This window comes from Corynebacterium sp. MSK195, assembly GCF_030228885.1.
Classification (GTDB): Bacteria; Actinomycetota; Actinomycetes; order Mycobacteriales; family Mycobacteriaceae; genus Corynebacterium.
Window position 1 is genome coordinate 25376 of record NZ_JASPGT010000001.1, and the last position, 18031, is coordinate 43406.

At 57.9% G+C, this 18031-nt stretch carries 14 protein-coding genes and 1 tRNA gene; 6 read left to right on the plus strand and 9 right to left on the minus strand.

Annotated elements, in window-relative coordinates; translation table 11 throughout:
- Positions 1 to 10: 10 nt before the first annotated feature.
- From QP909_RS00120 to QP909_RS00155, 8 genes are all read right to left on the minus strand, one after another.
- Positions 11 to 1168, minus strand: a complete 1158-nt coding sequence (locus tag QP909_RS00120; RefSeq protein ID WP_284765695.1) for an amidohydrolase family protein — start codon at positions 1166 to 1168, stop codon at positions 11 to 13.
- On the minus strand, positions 1158 to 2465 hold the full coding sequence (locus QP909_RS00125) for a type I glutamate--ammonia ligase (RefSeq protein WP_284765696.1): 1308 nt from the start codon (positions 2463 to 2465) through the stop codon (positions 1158 to 1160). Before QP909_RS00125 ends, QP909_RS00120 begins: the two co-directional genes overlap by 11 nt.
- Entirely contained in the window at positions 2465 to 3895 is a 1431-nt protein-coding gene (locus tag QP909_RS00130; RefSeq protein WP_284765697.1) for an APC family permease, read from the minus strand. Before QP909_RS00130 ends, QP909_RS00125 begins: the two co-directional genes overlap by 1 nt.
- 1101 nt (positions 3896 to 4996) lie before the next feature.
- On the minus strand, positions 4997 to 5416 hold the full coding sequence (locus tag QP909_RS00135) for an organic hydroperoxide resistance protein (RefSeq protein ID WP_005328206.1): 420 nt from the start codon (positions 5414 to 5416) through the stop codon (positions 4997 to 4999).
- A 155-nt stretch (positions 5417 to 5571) separates the two neighbouring features.
- Positions 5572 to 6183, minus strand: a complete 612-nt coding sequence (locus QP909_RS00140; RefSeq protein WP_284765698.1) for a hypothetical protein — start codon at positions 6181 to 6183, stop codon at positions 5572 to 5574.
- Positions 6184 to 6221: 38 nt separating this feature from the next.
- Positions 6222 to 7793: a PTS ascorbate transporter subunit IIC gene (gene ulaA, locus QP909_RS00145; protein ID WP_284765699.1), complete on the minus strand. Its 1572-nt coding sequence runs from the start codon at positions 7791 to 7793 to the stop codon at positions 6222 to 6224.
- A gap of 11 nt (positions 7794 to 7804) precedes the next feature.
- A complete protein-coding gene (locus QP909_RS00150) occupies positions 7805 to 8620 on the minus strand; it encodes a PTS sugar transporter subunit IIAB (protein ID WP_284765700.1) in 816 nt (271 codons plus the stop codon).
- 303 nt (positions 8621 to 8923) lie between these two features.
- Positions 8924 to 9829: a DUF5067 domain-containing protein gene (locus QP909_RS00155; RefSeq protein WP_284765701.1), complete on the minus strand. Its 906-nt coding sequence runs from the start codon at positions 9827 to 9829 to the stop codon at positions 8924 to 8926.
- A gap of 133 nt (positions 9830 to 9962) precedes the next feature.
- Between QP909_RS00155 and QP909_RS00160 the strand changes: the two genes are divergently transcribed.
- From QP909_RS00160 to QP909_RS00175, 4 genes are all read left to right on the plus strand, one after another.
- Positions 9963 to 10036 (plus strand) — tRNA-Ile (locus tag QP909_RS00160).
- Positions 10037 to 10142: 106 nt separating this feature from the next.
- Positions 10143 to 11198: a TRIC cation channel family protein gene (locus QP909_RS00165; protein WP_284765702.1), complete on the plus strand. Its 1056-nt coding sequence runs from the start codon at positions 10143 to 10145 to the stop codon at positions 11196 to 11198.
- 96 nt (positions 11199 to 11294) lie between these two features.
- Positions 11295 to 12902, plus strand: coding sequence for a mechanosensitive ion channel family protein (locus tag QP909_RS00170; RefSeq protein ID WP_284765703.1), 1608 nt, complete (start codon positions 11295 to 11297; stop codon positions 12900 to 12902).
- 129 nt (positions 12903 to 13031) lie between these two features.
- Positions 13032 to 14120 carry an alkene reductase gene (locus tag QP909_RS00175; protein ID WP_284765704.1) on the plus strand — a complete coding sequence of 363 codons (1089 nt, stop codon included), beginning with the start codon at positions 13032 to 13034 and terminating at the stop codon, positions 14118 to 14120.
- A 147-nt stretch (positions 14121 to 14267) separates the two neighbouring features.
- Here QP909_RS00175 and QP909_RS00180 read toward each other — a convergent pair whose 3' ends face one another.
- On the minus strand, positions 14268 to 15938 hold the full coding sequence (locus QP909_RS00180) for an alkaline phosphatase D family protein (RefSeq protein ID WP_284765705.1): 1671 nt from the start codon (positions 15936 to 15938) through the stop codon (positions 14268 to 14270).
- A gap of 352 nt (positions 15939 to 16290) precedes the next feature.
- Between QP909_RS00180 and QP909_RS00185 the strand changes: the two genes are divergently transcribed.
- Together QP909_RS00185 and QP909_RS00190 are read left to right on the plus strand one after the other, a co-directional pair.
- Positions 16291 to 17085, plus strand: coding sequence for a serine hydrolase domain-containing protein (locus QP909_RS00185; protein WP_284765706.1), 795 nt, complete (start codon positions 16291 to 16293; stop codon positions 17083 to 17085).
- 475 nt (positions 17086 to 17560) lie between these two features.
- Complete coding sequence (locus tag QP909_RS00190; RefSeq protein WP_284765707.1) at positions 17561 to 17971, plus strand: hypothetical protein; 411 nt, start codon at positions 17561 to 17563, stop codon at positions 17969 to 17971.
- The last annotated feature ends 60 nt before the right edge of the window (positions 17972 to 18031 follow it).

Consider the following 18031-nt stretch of genomic DNA (forward strand, 5'->3'; position numbering starts at 1 on the left):
TCCGGCGCTCCTACTCTACTTTGTAAAGGCGTGCAGCATTTTCGTAACTGATCATCCGTGCTACTCGGTGGCATTCTTCCAGGGGCCAGTTTGATTCTTTGTGAAAATTGTTCAGGACCCGAGATAACCCTTCGCGAAACAACTTGGCTCCTAAGTAGTACAGTTCAGGGAGCCCGAACGCATCGGAGCTGAAAAGAATCTTTCCGAAAGGGCTTACTTCTAGAGATTCAGCAATTACTGCATGAGCGCGGGCACCGGTGTAGTTAATTGCTAGCCCCACGTCGAAATAGACATGTGGAAATACATCCGCTAAGTAACCGGCCTCCCTATGAAATGGGTAGCAGTGCAACAACGTAAAGCGCGCACCTGAGCCGATTGATTTCCTAAAGAGTTCGGTGAGTAACAGTGGATTGCATTGATGAAGATCCACGTCATCATCACCGTATCCAATATGGAGCTGTATTACTTGAGCAGTGTCGATAGCGAACCAGAGAAGGTATCGAATGATAGTGCTATCCGCAAGACGAATCTTTCCATCCTGCGCCAGCAATTTGGCGACCGATCTTGATAGTTCTTCCTTGGTAGGACGATTGGGCGAGAAATCTAAACCAATGCGATATGCCGCAATGGATTTGACGCCTATTGCGTTCTCGACTCTGGAATACAAAGTGGCGTCGAGTTCATCGAGGAAGGCAGACACCTTATCGCTGCCTTCTTCATTTTGAAACTTTTCAGCCACCTCTTCGGCGACCTTTTCTAGTCGAATTACCTCATGGACCGCCTTTCCGGTCAGCTGATGCAACTCGCTTGGGGACGTGATGATGTCCGCTGAGTGGCCTGTTTCGAGGCCAAAAGTCTCGATGCCAGCGGCTTTGAGAAACTTTGAGTTCACAATATCCGGCACCATTGTTGCGCGTTTAGCGATGTATTCATCGGGCGAACAAAATGAGTCCAAACCTAAAATTGGTGCACAGGCGCCTCGAATCTGGAAGCCAACCTGTGAATCGAATCGTGTGGTGCCGCAAGTAGCTGGACTCGAAGATTCAGAGATGAGTTCTTCGAATTCGGGGCGTTGAAGTGGCTCGGTAACGATGCCATGGCAATGGTGGTCGAACAATGGAAGAGATTCTAATGCCTGCAGCAACTCATTGGAATTCTTAATAGACATCGGCATACACCTCGCATTGTTCTTCGATGCTCTTATCCTTTAGCCTGGCAATTTCGTCTCGTTTAACCTTAAGAAAAGTTTCTACCCATGCGTCAGAGAACCAAGAACGGACAACTTCGTTTTCTTCGAAGATGCTAAGGGCTTCTTCCAGGGTGGAAGGCAATGGCCGACCATCAAGAGGTTCTTCCTCCGAAGCCCCCTCACCAACAACTACTTTTACAGGGTCCAGATTTTCAGCGATTCCCGCCATGCCAGCTCGTATGACAATACCCATCAGAATCCATGGATTTGCTCCGACGTCTCCACCTCGAAACTCAAAATGGTATTGCCTGTCGGGTTTTCGGTCACCAATTTCATTAGTAGGACAGATTCGTACGAGGGCTTCTCGATTTTGTTCCCCACAGAAAGCCTGTGCGACTGACCACTTATTTGGTTTTAGACGGTGATAACTGACGGTTAGGGGAGCAAACAAGCAAGTCATTGGAGCGGCGTACTTAATGATTCCTGCGTTGAATTGGCTAGCAATCTTAGACATCCGTCCTGGGTTGTTCGGATCAAAGGAAATGATTTCTCCATCACGACCGTAAAGCCCATAGTGGACATGTACGCCGGATCCTCCTTCAGATGCGTCCGGAACCGGTGAAAATGTTACCTCTCGGTCAAAAGCTTTGAAGCACGTCCGCACGATTTCTCTGAGCAGAATTGCGCGGTCGGCAGCTAAGATTGGATCAGACGGCTTCATGGTGAGTTCGTACTGGTAGGGTGCGTATTCAGGTAGCCAGCATTCCGGTTCTATGCCGGCTTGCTCCAAGATGTCGAAGACTGTGCCACCAACAGGTTCCCCATCTACGAAGCTCGAGAACGAAAATGGGTGAGTTGATTCGGTGGTATTTCTTTCAGTGAACTCGTGCTCAAAAGAAGCTGTCAGAGTAATGCCGTGCTTATCTTTTAGCTCCTCAACCGCATGCTTTAGGAAAGTGCGTGAGCAGGATTCCCACGCTGTACCATCGTTATTGACCAAATCGGCGAAGCACAGGTTGAAGTCAGGAAGATTCGGAATTCCCTTCAAATGGAAAAGAGACTTGGGATCTGCAAGCAAGCGAATGTCGCCGGTTGAATCGTAAGGAATATCACTAACAATGTGGCCCAGAGGCCCGATGCCTAGGTTTGCTGGCACCCAGCCGACGCTAGCGCCTTCTTTGAAATCTTTCGTGCTGACGGCGCGACCTTTTGTTCGGGCTGAGATATCACTGGTTGCGAGGAATGTGAAGGTGCTTGAATTTGGGGTAGCAGACATTATTCGATGTCCTCCTTAGTTAGCTTTTGGCCAATTTGCTTGGTTAAACGGGGATTTGCCAGAACAATAATGAGCCCCAGAAGACACCAAATTCCTGAAATCCAGGGGAAATAGGTGTATGGCGGTTCTTGGCCCAAAACTTGAATGAAATAGACGTAGATGAGGTAGCCCAACGCCAGAATGGGAAAGATAGATTCCCACCGGGGTATAGTCGATTCTGGTTCCATGATGTATTTGATGGCCCCAACTGAGGCCATGCCATAAGCTACGACCATGCAGAGCGTGGCAATAGTTGCGTACCAGTAATATATTTCTACGCTGGACTGACCGGATGCTCCTAGGGCAAGTGCAAGGAGTAGGCCGATGGCGTTTGTAGCCCATACAGCGCTCTTAGGGATAAAGGTTATTGAATCGCGCTTGGCAAGAATTGACGGACCGAACCCGTCCCTGGAAAGGGTGTGAATGAGTCTCGAGGTGGCGGTACTCGAGCTGAGGAACGCGCCGAACGCAACAGCGAAGGCGGTTACGGAAATTAGAACCGAGAACCACTGTCCTATGTATATCGAACCGAGTTGCGTCAACGTTGACGAAGACTCGGCGAACGCTTCCACACCTTCCCGGTCTGTTCCAAAACCATTGACCTGTGCAAACATGACGAAAACGTAGAGGAATCCGCCAATAATTACAGCTAAGAGTAAAGAGCGTGGAACCGTGCGTTTGGGATCTGCTGTTTCCTCCCCAAGGGACGAACCTGACTCAAACCCTGCCCAGGAGAGAAAAGCGAATACTGACGCTGTCATGATTGCTGACCAAGAGTTTCCAGCTGGTGTTAGCGATTGAAAGTCAAGGGAAGTAGTGGAACCGGAAGTTCCTTTAGTCACCTGAAATAGGATGACAATGGAGAGGATGACCATCGCAACTATTCCGATAAACCCAATCGCCAGCGTCACACGGGCCGCTGCAGACGAGTTTCTCAAATTCAAATATAGCCCCGCTCCAGAAATGATAATAGGAATGAGGAACCAAATACCTGGCGGAACTGGAACGCCCAGTTCGTGAAGCATTGCCTCAAAGAAAACGCTGCAAGCACCCAAAATACAAGTAGTCATGAAAATATAGGTGCCTAGTAACGCGAAGCCGCTAAAGAATCCAGACTTAGGGCCAATCGTAATTCCAGCTAGCGCATATACCGAACCGGCGTGCGTAACTCTCTGGAGAAGTCGTACAAATGCGTAAGCCACGAAAAGTGTTCCAGCAAAAGCAACAGCGAATGCGAAGGGTACTGCTTTGCCGACTAGGCCGGCTACTCCAATGCCATTTAATGACATGGCCATAACCGGTCCCATGAAGCCGACAGAGATCGCCGTTACTTCCCAAGTGGAAAGTCTTCTTCGATTAGCGGGAGGGGAGTTCATTGGGGAGGACGCCATTTTATGGATCCTTTCATGTGGTGTTCTTTGTGAAATAAACCATACAAAGATATGATGCAGATCGCAATGGGCTGAGTAAAGAAATGTAAATCACGTTCCGTTAATTTGAAGTTGGTTTAATTGCTGGAATTTGGGGCTTCGGAAGAATGAACTTTTCGTTTGGTGGCGGTTGCGGATAGTGTGGACTGCCTTACTTCTCTGTTGGGAACCCGTTTTATGACAGCAAAACGGACGAAGCGGCTCTCGGTGGTTGTAGTAAACGGCCCGTAAGTACCAGTCCTTTTCGGGAATCTTTATAGTGAATTCCTCCGGTGGGAAAGGTTTCGTAAAAAGGGTGGGAACATTCACTCAATGCCGTAGATGTTTTGGGGTGGGGACCTGTAATCGCTTGAAGCGACTGACTCTTAGCGGTTTTGTGGTGTGTATCTAGGGTGAATGCTTGTCTTTCCCCGGTGGCTACCGGCATAAAACAGCATCTGGTTCACTGCACTAGGTGCATTATGGGGATTGATATGGGGTGTCGGTACGGCGGGGTTCCACCACTGGGGTATTGACAGTGAGGGTGGCGGTAACCAACGGTAGGTGTTTGTCTGGCGCGGCAGAAGCAGTGGTGTGAAAAGGCGATTTAGGTAGTGAGTTTGAAAGTGGGTTGGGAAGCCTGACGTTGGATTGTGTTGTGAAAAGTAGCTACCGTTTCATGTCATTTGCCATGAGAACAGCTAGGGCGATTTGGGTACTTTCCTGGCGTACATTGTCTAGCGGTTTCCTGACTGGCTTGGCTGGGGGCAGTGTGTGGAGGACGTGTCGAGAGTGAAAGGGTTATGGGTGTGATACTTGCGGCGATGGAGAAGTGGGCTTTTAAAATCGGTAGGTGTTCATCATGGGGGAATGTTAATTATTACGAATTGTCGATCTTATAGATGTAGACGATTGAGTCAGAGGTCTAATCGCTAAAATCTCACGTCTGTATCTTTAAAGTCCTTAGCCTGCCACAGTGTTGCTTGTCTCTGAAACGGGATGTAGAAGAGAATCAAGCTGACATAAAAATGCCCACGCGGCGCTGAAAGTAGCGCGGCGTGGGATGGGGGAGAGGACTAAGGATTAGTCCTGTGCAACACCAACGTTGACTTCGATGTTGCCGCGGGTGGCCTTGGAGTAAGGGCACATCTGGTGGGCGGCGTCGGCAAGCTCTTGTGCCTTGTCATCCTCAACGCCCGGGATGGTGACCTCGAGGTCCACGCCGAGGTAGAAGCCCTCGTCGTTCTTGCCCAGGGAAACGCGGGCACCGACGGTGGAGTTCTCCACGTCAACGCCCTTGTCCTTGGCCACTGCCTTCAGCGCGGAGTGGTAGCAAGCGGCGTAACCGGCAGCGAAGAGCTGCTCCGGGTTAGCGCCCTCACCGCTGCCGCCCATCTCCTTTGGGGCGGTCATGGTGAAGTCCAGATCGGAATCCTTGACTACAGAGCGGCCGTCGCGGCCTGCGCCGGTGGAGAGTGCTTCGGTGGTGTAAACGGCGTCCATGATGACTCCTTTTCTATCGGGTCTTTGTACGTCCGCCGATTGTACGCAAGAACGCTAGTCTTCGACGACGCTCACGGTGACCCTCCGTAGTGCCGCGGGTGGCATTGGAGTAGGGGCAGACTTGGTGGGCGGCGTGGGCAAGTGCTGGGTAGCGGTTAGTTCGTGGTGGCCACGCGCTTGGTCCACACGCTTTTGTCCGCGGTTTGGAATGAGGCGCGCACCGTTTTATCGCCGGGCTTTTCGCAGGTGAGCATCCGCTGGTCGCTGCCCATGCGGCAATCCAGGTTATAGGACTGCTTGGTCACCGGGCTGCTGGCGGTGATATCTGCGTGGTATACCGCCGTCACCGTGGGATCTTTCGAGCGCATGGTGTAGCTAGCCTGCATCGCGGCATCGAAGACCGCGGCGGCGAATTCGCAGGAAGTCGCATCGCCGGCGTCGATGGAATCGCCAGACGAGGACGTCCCGCAGTAGCCGCCAATCTGGCCCGCGTTGATGTTGTGGTTGCCGCCGGCCGGCGGAGCAGGCTGCTCCGGTTCAGCTTCTTTGGTGACCGTTTCGGTGCGGGGTTGTTTCGTGTCCTTCTCCGAGCCGGATTCTTCTTCGGCTTCGCCCGCGGCGGAGCTATTGTCCTGTGCGGTGGAGAAGGCCGGCTCATTCGCCGGCGCGGAGTTGTTATTCGAATCGGAGCCGGAGCCGCAGGCGCTCACGGTGAGGCCAGCGGCGAGAAGGATGGACGCTACGGGGAATAAAGAAGGGCGCTGCATAGGGATACTGTAGCGCCCTTTGGGGTGTGGTGTGGGGGTTACCGCTCGATGCGCGCGGGTGGAACCGGGGCGCCCTCGGGCGGTAGCACCTTGGGATAGTTCTTGGCGGTGCCGGAAGAAGTGGCAGCCGCGGTTGCGCCCTCGGGGGCACCGGCAGCGCTGGTGGGCGCAGGGCGGTGAGGGGAGGGGTCCCAGTGGGCGTCGACAAGCGTGCGCTGGCAAACCCAGCCCAAGGCCAAGATGGCCAGCGCGATAAGGGCAATGAAGAATAGGCCCAGAGCGCCGTCGGCGTGGATGGACCAGCCCAGCAGCAGGCCGAGCCAGCCAAAGTCGGCATCGCCGAAGGTGGTATTTGCGGAGCCGAAGGAACCCAGGACGCTGAGGAGGAACGCCGGCAGGAAGGTAATGATGAGGCCGTTGACAAAGGCGCCGAGTGCCGCGCCGCGGCGACCACCGGTGGCATTGCCGTAAACGCCGGCCGCACCACCGGTAAAGAAGTGCGGCACGAGGCCCGGCAGAATCAGGGCAACGCCAAAGGCTGGGTTGAGCCAGGTGGAAAGGACGGCAAGGCCCACCAGACCGCCCACGAAGGAAGAAATGAAGCCGATGAGTACTGCATTCTGGGCATAAGGGAAGACGATGGGCGCATCCAGTGCGGGAATCGCGCCGGGCACGACCTTGGCCGCGATGCCCTGGAACGCGGGCACGAGCTCGCCCAAAATGGTGCGCACGCCAAAGAGGATAACGGCCACGGCCACGCCGAACTGAAGGCCCTGGGTGACGGACTGCATCAAGAAATTGCCCACATTGGTGGCGCCGTCAGGGAAGGCGGTAAAGGCTTCTTCCGAACCGGCGCGGGCAATGAACAGCACAGCCAGCACCACGTACATCAACGCCATGGAAAGCGCGGTTGCCACCATAGAATCGCGCAAGAAGCGCAGGCCTTCTGGCAGCTTCAGGTCTTCAGTAGAGGGCGACATTTTCTTTCCCTTGCCGCCTACCAGCTTGCCGACGCCGCCCGCAGCCAAGTACCCCACAGTGCCGAAGTGTCCGATGGCAACGGAGTCATCGCCGGTAATCCGGCGGGTAAACGGGTGCGCAATGGCTGGGAGCGAGACCATAAGGATGCCGAGCAGAGCCGCGCCAAAGGCGATGACGACCCAGGATGAGTACCCGGCAGGGGCGAGCACCATGGTGAGAAGTGTAGCCATGAAAAGGACGTGGTGACCGGTAAGGAACACGTAGCTCATGGGCGTGAAGCGGGCGAGGAGCAGGGAGACCACAAAGCCGAGGATCATAATCCAGGCGACCTGGCTGCCGAACTGGTCTTGGGCAATGCCTACGATCGCCTCATTGGTCGGGACCACGCCTTGCGCGCCGGTGGCACCCGTAATCATGGCGCCGAGCGGTTCGAGCGAATCGGTGACGAGTCCGGCGCCGGCACCAATGAGCAAGAAGCCAAGCGTGGCCTTGATGGCGCCACCGATGGTTTTGCCAGTGCCGCGCCCCATCGCGGCCAAGCCGACCGCGGTGATGATGCCAATGAGGAATGCCGGGACGGAGAGAATCTCATTGACAAGGAAGTTTGCTATAGCAAGAAGAAAATCCATGAGGATGCTCCTTAGATGTCATAGAGCTCGCGCAGAGCCCCATCGATTTCAGGCATAGAGGTGAAGTCTTGGATGACGTAGACGGGAACGCCTACATCGCCAAGCGTTGCCGCGATTTCGCCGGAGGTGAGGAGGAAATCCGCCTCGCTCGCACGACCCTTGGCGGAGATGGTGTCCGTGGCTTCTACATTCAGGTACGGTCCCCAGCCCCATTCATCGAGAACCTGCTCGAGCGTGTTCTTAAGGAACAGCGAGGTTCCCAGGCCGTTGCCGCAGACCGTGAGGATCTTTCCCTTGGATGCGACAGAATCTGCAGCCGTGTGCTTTGCTTCTTGGGGCTCGGATGCTGCCTGCGGTCTTGCCGCCGGCAGCTTCTTGCTCGAGGTCGATGCGGTGAGAACCGCGCGCAGTTCCTCTTCGGATTCCGCCCGATTGAGCTCGTCGCGCTTGGTGGCTAGCAGCTTTGCCAGCTGCTTCATCGCCTGCAGGTGCTCGGAGTCATTGCGCGCTGCGAAAGCTACGACCAGGTCGACGGGATCGTTAGAGTCATGGCCGAATTCCACCGGACTATCCAGCCGTACCCACGACAGGGAGGTTTCCTTCACCGCCTCTGACGGCCGCGCGTGCGCGAATGCGAAGCCAGGAGCAACCACAATGTAGGGGCCCGTTTCTTCCACGGAGTGCACCATTGCCTCGGTGTAGTCCGCGGTGATTGTGCCTGCTTCTTCCAGCAGCGAGCCCGCGAGCCGGATGGCCTGCCTCCAGTTATCTGCGGCGCCGTGCAGCTCCACCGCGCCGGGCACCAAAAGGGAATCTAGTGTCGCCATATGTATCTCCCATCACAGAAATAGTGACATCGGGGTGAATGTCACTGATGATTCTATGCTGTGGAGAAACCGGAGGTAAAAGCAGGGGTAACGTTTGCATAGGGGAGGGTTGGACCAGCCCTAGGGCACTCCATTGGGCTGTGGGAACTGCTGAGTTTGCTGCAGAGTAAGGAGCGGCCATGTGCGGCCAGACAGAGCCGGGGCGTGAAAATGGTTCGATCTCACTTCAGGCCTTGTATTTCAGCGGGCTTCGGCTTCTGCAGTAGCCAGAACGGGAGAGTTACTCGCGTTGAGTACGGGCAGTTAATCGAGCTCGAAAGTTTGGCGGCCGATTTCGTCTTGGCTGAAGGACTTAGACGCGACAAGGTCCACAGGTGTGGTTAAATCATCGAGCTCGTAGGCTATTGTTCCGGCGACAGTTCCTCCCTTTTTAATCTGCTCAAGCTGAGTATCGGAAGTTTCAGGATCAAAATAGGAACCGAGGTCGAGCTCGTTTACCTTATTCGGATCATTGTCTTGAATGGCGGTGAAGTACACGACGAAGTCAGTGGTGGTTAGGGTTTCATCCGTTTTGTTCGTTACGTCATAGTTAAAGACGAGAAGTGGCTTTTCACCTATTTCGTTACCGGGCTCACCGGGTTGAACAACACGGTGATCGGTAATTTCGAACTTGGCGGCTGGAACATCCAGGACTCCGTCTTTGAAGGATTGGCTGAAATCTGTGCTCTTTAGCTCTTTAACGGTTGTCGGATCATCCTTCACCTTTTTCATGTGCGTGGTGAATTCCTTATCTTCAATCGCGACCTTGAAAGTTAAGGAGTCGTCATCGATAGAGAAATCTTTCTTATCGGAAGAAGCGGCCATCCACTCAGAGGCGGTGGCAACGGTATCGCGGTTTGAGCTAACGGTCTCACCGGATGCAGCGGCTTGAGCGTCAAAGGTGCCAATCCAGTAGATCATGCGATTTTCGCCGTTGTCCATGACCCATTCGATAGTGATGACGTCATCGGTGATGCTGGCTTCCATCCAGCCCTCTTCAGAAGCGCTGTCCTCTTGCTTCCACGTTCCAATTGCGGACTTCGCATCGGCCTGTGCACCGGACGCGGAATTATTGGAGTCGCTTGCCTTTGGGTTGTCACTACCGCTATCTGAGCAGGAAGTAAGCGTGATTGCAGAGACGAGAACGAGAGAAGAGAGTAGTTTGCGCATAAATAATGTCTACCCTCAGGGGGTAGAAAACGGACAAATACTCAAAAGGGTAGGGGGCAAATTGGTCTTTGGCCGCTCTTTGACTAATCTTCTGAGGGCAGAGAATCGCCCTAGTGGGCGGTGCAATCTGTGTGGGGCTATAGCTCAGTCGGTTAGAGCTACGGACTCATAATCCGTTGGTCGCGGGTTCGAGCCCCGCTGGCCCCACGGTGAGAGAGGCGTCGGCAAGCAAGGCCGGCGCCTTTTCTCGTGCCTGGCTGCGCATATGGGTGTGCTAATTGCGCGGTGGCGGGCGGTGAAGTCTAATAACCATATGGTTGAAGTGGATCCACTCATTGAATCTCTCTACCGCTGGTCCGATATCAGCGGCGTGCTGCTGATGGGAATCATCGGCGGCACCATGGCGCGCAAGCGCGGCTATGACATCATCGGCTTTTTCTTCATCGCGATGTTTTCTTCCCTGGGCGGCGGCATGGTGCGCGACGTGCTCATCAACCGCGGCACCGTGGCGGCCATGAGCCAGCCGGAGTACCTCTACCTGGCCTTTGCCGGCGCGCTCATTGCCCGCTTTGTCTACTTCAAGGGCAAGACCTGGGATTATCTGCAAGCGCATGGCGACGCCGTCGTGTCCGGCCTCTGGGCCGCTACCGGCGCCGTGAAGGCCATTACTTATGGGCTGCCGCTTATCCCGTGCATCATGATGGGCGTGTTTACCGCCACGGGCGGGTCCATGATTCGTGACATCGTCATGGGGCGGGAGCCTAGCGTCTTTGGCGATAACCAGCCGACGGTCATCCCGGCCGTGGCCTGCGCCATCATCGTCTTGGTGGGCCACCACTATGACATGATGGCCGTGGGCATGATTATCGGACCGCTGGTCTCCATCTTCTTGGCGCTACTGGGCATCTGGGCCGGCTGGCGCGTGCCGGCCTACCAGGAATGGGCGCCGATTAATGACACCGCTGCCCAAGTGAAGGTGCTGGCCAAGAAGGCCGAGAATAAGAGCCGCGCGGTGGGCCGCCGCTTGGAGCCGCACCGCGTGCGCTCGTGGCGCCACCGCCAGATGGAGGCCGCACTGCAGCGCCGCATCGAAAAGGAAGTGCGCTCGGGCAAGCGTCGCAAAGAGGCCGCCGCGGAGGCCAGCGAGTTTATGGAGTCGTTTGAATCGGACGTCGATCAGCTCAGCGCCCAGACCGCGGAGACCGAAAACACCGACTTTGGTGTGGACCTTAGCGGTGACTCCTATGAGGCGGAAGAGCAGGCCTCCCACGAGGAATCGCAGCGCCTGCTGGATACCATTTTGGAAGATGACAAGCTTACCGATGAGCTCATTGACCGTCTCATGAAGCGTTATAACTCCCGCGACTAGGGGCCGGGCAATCCGCGCTCGATCCATCGGGTGCTTGCACGGTTGCTGGCAGCCAACTGGCATCTGGTTTTCAGGCACGCGGCCTAATCTAGAGGCATGAATCTGAAGTATTACTTCTACGAGCTATGGAGCCTCTTTGTTGACCATGGCTTGCCGCTTATCGCGCTATTGCTGATAGGCATTTTGATCCCGCGCATCGGCAGGCTGGCCATCCGCATCATGGAGCACCGCCTTGATGAAGAGGAAGAAGCCACCAAGGCGCGCTTGGCGCTGACCGGTGCGCTGGTCTACATCGTGCAGGCAGCAGCGTACTTCCTCATCATCTGGGCCGCGCTGACCAATCTCGGCGTGCCAGCGGTAGGTGCGGCGGTGCCGGCGACGATAGTCTCGGCCGCCGTGGGCTTTGGCGCCCAGTCCATCATTGCGGACTTTCTCTCCGGCTTTTTCATCCTTTCGGAAAAGCAATTTGGCGTGGGCGATTACGTCAGTTTCGATGGCGTGACTGACGTGGAAGGCACCGTGGTGATGCTGACCCTGCGCACCACCAAGGTGCGCACACCCACCGGCGAGCTGGTCACCGTGCCCAATAGCTCGGCCGGCGCGGTCACCAACTACTCCCAGGAGTGGTCGCGCGCCGTGGTCAACTTTGATGTGCCGGTGCAAGAAGGCGAGACCCTGCCGGAAATCACGCGCCGGGTGCGCACGATTTCCAAGCAAGCCATCCAAGAACCGTCCATCGCCGTGGACGTCAATGGCGAGCTCGAGGTTCTACCGGCCACCCAGTTGGTTGCCCCGCAGGCCGCCGGACAGTCTTGGCACGTGACCTACCGCGTATTGGTTACCGTAAACCCCGCCCGCCAGTGGGCAGTGGAGCGCGCCATCCGCTCCGCGCTGCTTTCCGAGTTCTGGGATCACTACAACGTGGCCGACTTGGACGAAATCCAGAGCCCGCTTCTTCCGGTGGGCGACAATGCTGCGGCACAAGAATCCGTCAAGGATGCCTCCGCGGCAGGGGAGGGATCGCGCCCTGATCCCCAGCCGGAGCACCAGTCGCCCGAGGTGGACGGCCCGGATAGCGATGGCCCCGGAAAGCCCGCGCTGCCGGATGAGGAGGACCACGAGCCCGAGCCCACCCAAGGCATCTGGCGCGCGCTGGAGACTAATTCCAAGTTCCAGAAGATCGCCACCATTGGCGGCCGGGTCCGCGCCTCTACCACGGGCCTCATCCTGGCTCTGCTCGTCGTCGGCGCCTTGGCCCTGGCCTCAAGCAATCCCGAAAATGCGGATGCGGGCTGGCTTTCGCCCGAGCATTGGCGTGATAGCGGCGCGGAGGCCTCTTCCTCGCAGCTTTCCGACGCCCCCTCCACCAACCCCACCCCCGAAACCACCGAGACCGGCACGCAGTCCGAGCCGACGGAAGACAGCTCTGCTCCCACGGAGACCGCCAACCCGCAAGGCTCTAATGGCGCTGGCGCGACCGATACGCCTGCCGGCAGCGGTGGTGGCGGCGGTGGCCAGGAAACTGGCGCTACTGGTAATGCCTCGCCCGCCCCGAGCGCCGCCAACGGCGCAGATAACGCCGGGACCGATTCCGGCAACGGTGCCGGCACTGCGCCCACTGCCGGAAGCGACGCTGGCGATGGCACCCAAGCGTCCGGAACCGCCGGCAGCACCGGCCAAGAGATCCCGGCAGAGCCGCGCTAGTAAGGCTTCTACAGTGAGCCGGTCTGTCCAGCGCTCATTATTGGGTGAGTAAAGCTGGCATACACGCTGGTGTCATTATCCTTTTGACAGTGGTGAAATAGTGCAGCCTGGCTGCGCGTTGCACTGGGCATGACTTCACTTTTCGAACCACTGGAACTTGGCCGATTCAAGCTAGATAACCGCGTCACCATGGCGGCACTGACCCGCCAGCGTGCAGGCGAAAGTGGTGTCCCTACCGAGCTGCACCAGAAGTATTACTCGCAGCGTGCGACGGCTGGTCTGGTGGTTACGGAGGGAACCTTCCCGGCGTGGACCAACCGCGCGTTCCCGGGCCAGGCAGGCATTGTCACCGACGAGCAGGCAGAAGGCTGGCGCGCCGTCGCAGACCGCGTGCATGAGGAAGGCGGCACCCTGTTCATGCAGATCATGCACGGCGGCCGCACGAGCCACCCGGACCTGATTGACGGTGCGAACCCGGAGGCGCCGAGCGCCTTCGATTGGGGCGGAACCGTGCGTGGCTTCGCTGGCAAGATGGACGCGCCGGTGCCGCGCGAGCTGAAGAAGGAAGAGCTCCCGCGCATCGTGGATGAATTCCGCCAGGGTGCGCGCCGGGCTATTGATGCTGGTGTTGACGGCGTGGAGATCCACGGCGCCAATGGCTACCTGCTGCATGAGTTTATGGCGCCGTCGGCCAATAAGCGCGAGGATGAATTCGGCGGCAGCCCGGAAAATCGCTGGCGCCTGCCAGAGATGGTCATCCGCGCCGTGGTGGAGGAAATCGGTGCCGACCGCGTGGGCGTGCGTTTCTCCCCGGCACACAACGTGCAGGGTGTTATCGAAGACGACCAGGAAGACATGCTGGCCACCTACGGCGGTCTGCTCGATGCCCTGGCACCGCTGAACCTGGCCTATGTATCCCTGCTGCATGGCGAGCCGGACAGCGAGCTCATCGCCACGCTGGCACAGAAGGCACGTGCTAACGGTGTGACCAAGGTGCTCATGAATGATGGTTTCCCCACGATTACCTCCAAGGAGGATGCCCAGCGCGAAATCGAGCTGGACTACGTGGACGCCGCAGTGGTGGGCCGCCAGCTTATCGCTAACCCGGACCTGGTGCGCCGCTGGCGCGAGGGCCTCGAGCTTAACGAGCCGGACCAGGATACGTTCTACCTGGGCGGCGAGCGCGGCTACATCGACTATGAGTATGCCGCGGACTAGGGAAGAATCCGCGGCACCAAAGGGGGCCCGACAGGCGGGCGAGTGATAGGTAGTGAAATTCCCCAGAGAGGGTCTTTCACTATCTCTATCGAAGGTGTACTACTCGTTCGTTAACACCGAGTACCTGTCATGTGACAGAACTTACAACTACTTGGTGTAGCCCTCACCCGGGCGCCAGGTCATGGTCACGGCCTCGCGCACCGGGGACTTGGCGGTGAGCAGGTTATCCACGCGCAACCAGTGCATTTCCGCCGAATCCGGGCGCACGGTGACATAGCTGTAGCCGTGGTGGTCCAGATCCACGTGGCGGGTGTGCGGGTTGGCGCCCATCAAGTAGCGCTCGGCCAGCTTGGACAGCTCATTGCCCTCCGGCAGCTTCAGCTGCTCGTTCACGTTGGGCGCAGACACGGAGGCGCAGACCATCTCGGCGCCAAAGATGCGGCCATCCTTGCTGATATTGTGCGCCCACTCGGAGTGGATATCGCCGGTGACAAAGAGGGTGTGGGAGTCGTGCTTTGAGAGGGCGTCGATAAGCAAGCGGCGCTCCGCCGAGTAGCCATCCCACTGGTCGCCGTTGACCGGAATGCCGGTGATATTGGAAGACAGCGAGGATGAAACCGGCTTGGTCTTGTCATCTTGTTGCAGGGTAGCCAGGTTCATGGGGGAGAACATGACGGAATTGCCCAGCATATTCCACTTGGCAGAAGAGGTCTCAATCTTATTGAGAAGCCAGTTGTACTGCTCAGAGCCGAGCATCGTGCGGCCTTCGGCGGCCATCTTGCGCGGGCCAAAGCGCACCTGCTCATCGCGGTAGGTGCGCAGGTCCATCATGGTCAGCTCCACCAGATCGCCGAAGGTCAGGCTGCGGTAGAGGTGGCCCTGCTCGGACGGGTTGGTCGCACGCACCGGCATCCATTCGAAGTAGGCCTGCATCGCGGCGTTGCGGCGGTCCAGGAAGGCTCCTTCCTCGCCTTCGGTGTGGTTCTCGGCGCCCTCGCGCCAGTTATCGTTGGCCACCTCGTGGTCATCCCACACCACAACCCACGGCAACGCGCCGTGTGCGGCCTGCAGGTTCTCATCGGTGCGGTAGCGTCCGAAGCGGATGCGGTAATCCTCCAGCGTGATAATCTCGTGCGCCGGGTGATGCAGGCGCACCGGGCCGTAGCCGGAGTATTCGCGCTGCGGATACTCGTAGATATAGTCGCCCAAGAAAATCATGTAATCCAGCTGGTCCGCGCGGCCGCGCTGGGCAATATCGCCATAGGCATTGAAGAAGCCGGACTCCCAGTTAGCGCAGCTAGCCACGCCGAAGGTGAGCTCCTCCGGGGAGGCGCTCAGCGCCGGGGCGGTCTTGGTGCGGCCGATGGGCGAGTACTTATCCTGCGCTTTAAAGCGGAAGAAGTACACGGTCTCCGGCTCCAGGCCATGCGGGTCCACGTGCACGGTGTGATCCTGGCGGGCGTCGGTGGTTACTTCGCCCCGCTTGACGACGTCCCCAAAGCCCTCATCCTTGGCAATTTCCCACTCCACCCGGGTGGCCTCGCCTAGGCCGGAGCCCGGCATGGCGTCGGCATCCGGGGTCACGCGGGTCCACAGGATGACCGAGTCCGGAATCGGGTCACCCGAGGCCACACCGTGGAGGAAGGGCCGCTCGCCCAGCTTCGGCTCCACCATGTGTTGCTCCACGCGCGGCGAGAGGCTGCTTTGTGCGTTGGCGGCTGCACCGGACAGAGCGATGGCGGCACCGGCCGTGCCCGAGGTCTGCAGGAATCGGCGGCGGTTAACTGCGCTGCCCGTGTTCTTGGAATTATTAGACATGGTTGAAAGTTTTCTCATGTCTATTGGGTGTGCAACCGTTTCCGGCCCGATTCCATAAAATGTTCTTGTTGTTTTAACCGATGGTTTACTTGGGCGGCCTCCAGTGGGCCTGACGCGTCTGGCGGTTGGCCGGTTTCGAGGGGCTTTCGCCGGCAGCTGTGGCTTAGGTCCATTCTGATCGGGCTGATTTGAGGCCTTTAGGGCTGAATTGAGGGGTCCATTCGCTCAGATCAGCCCGATCACCTTGGACCTAAGACGGGCGGGACCCAGTAGGCCAATGGAGTGACCGGCTCGAAAAGGCGCGCCCAAAGCGGTCCAGTCCTTCCGAGTGCGGCTCAGTAGGCTAGAGGGTATGAGTGAATTTAGCCAAATTAGCCAGTGGCCCGCGGATACGGTGGCCGGAGCCTTGCTGCACCGTGGCGAGGTGCAAGAAACGGTGGGGGATACCGCCCGTGAGTTTCCGGTGGCATCGGTAACCAAGCTGGTCGCAGCGTACGGCGTGATGCTGGCCGTGGAAGAAGGAGCCGTGGAGCTAGAGCAGCCCGCCGGCCCGGAGGGCTCCACGCTCGAGCACCTGCTTGCACACGCCTCTGGCGTTTCCTTTGATTCCCGGGAGTCGCAGAAGCCGGTGGGCGAGCGCCGCATCTATTCCTCGGCCGGTTATGAATGGGCCGCGGATACCGTGGCCGAAGCTACGGGCATGGATTTTTCCGAGTACCTGCGCGAAGGCATTTTGGCCCCGCTGGGTATGGAGTCCACCCGGCTGGAAGGCTCGGCCGGGCACGGTTTGGTTTCCACAGTGGAGGACCTCGCGGCCTTTGCTGCGGAAGTTCAGCACCCACAACTCCTGCACCCCTCCACCGTGGCCGACATGCGCCGCGTTCACTTCGACGGATTGCGCGGCATCGTTCCGGGCTACGGCAGCTTCAAAGACTGCACCTGGGGCCTAGGCTTTGAAATCCGCGGAGATAAGGATCACTGGATGGGCGCCTTGCCTGCCGACGCCGTCGGTCACTTCGGCATGTCCGGCACCTACCTTTGGGTCGCCGGCGACTATGCCATGGTTGCGCTCACAAACCGCGACTTTGGTGAGTGGTGCAAGCCGCTCTGGCACGATACGAATACCGCCATCTGGAACTCTTTGTAATCTGCCCGCTTCGGCGGAACGAGCGCCTTCCACTGGGGGAAGTGGAGCGGTGGAAGGCTCCCCCGTGGGGCGGGGAGAAGTCGGGGAATTTCGTGCGAAAGGGGGCCATCCAGCGCGGGAAACTGGCGTGAGCGCACGGGCGGCGGTTGCGTGAGATCCTAGTTGCGCTTTCCCGTGCGTGAGCAGGGCTTCTGCTCCCTGCCGTCAAGGAAGACCAGAATCTTCTCAGCAAACTCCAAAATTCACATTTGTAACAGTAGTTTCACCTGCAACTTTAGCCCCAGTCTGTACCTGGGGTTGAGGTTTAGTGAATGGGGGTTGAAGTGAAAGTTGAGGGTTGTAGGGAGGGGTGTGACTCAGGAAAATTGTGAGCAGACGCATCAGACAGTTCGTTGGGGAAGACGAAGCTCGTCTTGCATCGCGCCGGGCCGGCAGGCCTCGTGCGGTGGTGATCTATGTCGAGGGAGAATCGGCTATGAATACGTGCGTTAACCCTGCGCCGGTTGAACAGCCGGCCTCCACCTCCACGTGGCCCTCCGTCAACGGCGGCGCCACCGTGGTCACCGGTGTGCTCAAGATTTCCGGGATGCCGCGCAAGCTGCGCTCGGAGATTGAACACGCCATGGATCGGTGCATCCGTACCGAGTCGGAATTTATCATTCCGGGCGATGACCCACTGACCGCTCAGTGGTGCACTCGTTGGTTCCGGGATGGGCTTTCCGTAGCGGCGCTTGCCCAGGGCGGGAGCGCCTGCGCCAACGCGGGCGGCGGTATTGGCTGTCACCAGGTGCTTACCGGCACCCGCGAGGAGCTGGACGCGCTTGATTGCGTTGTGCGCTACCTCGCGCAGCGCCACGGCTTTACTGCTGCCGTGCGCCTGCCGTAGAAGGCGCAAAAAGGGGTTGGACCAGCTGCTGCTGGCCAACCCCTTTGCTTCTGCCGCCGG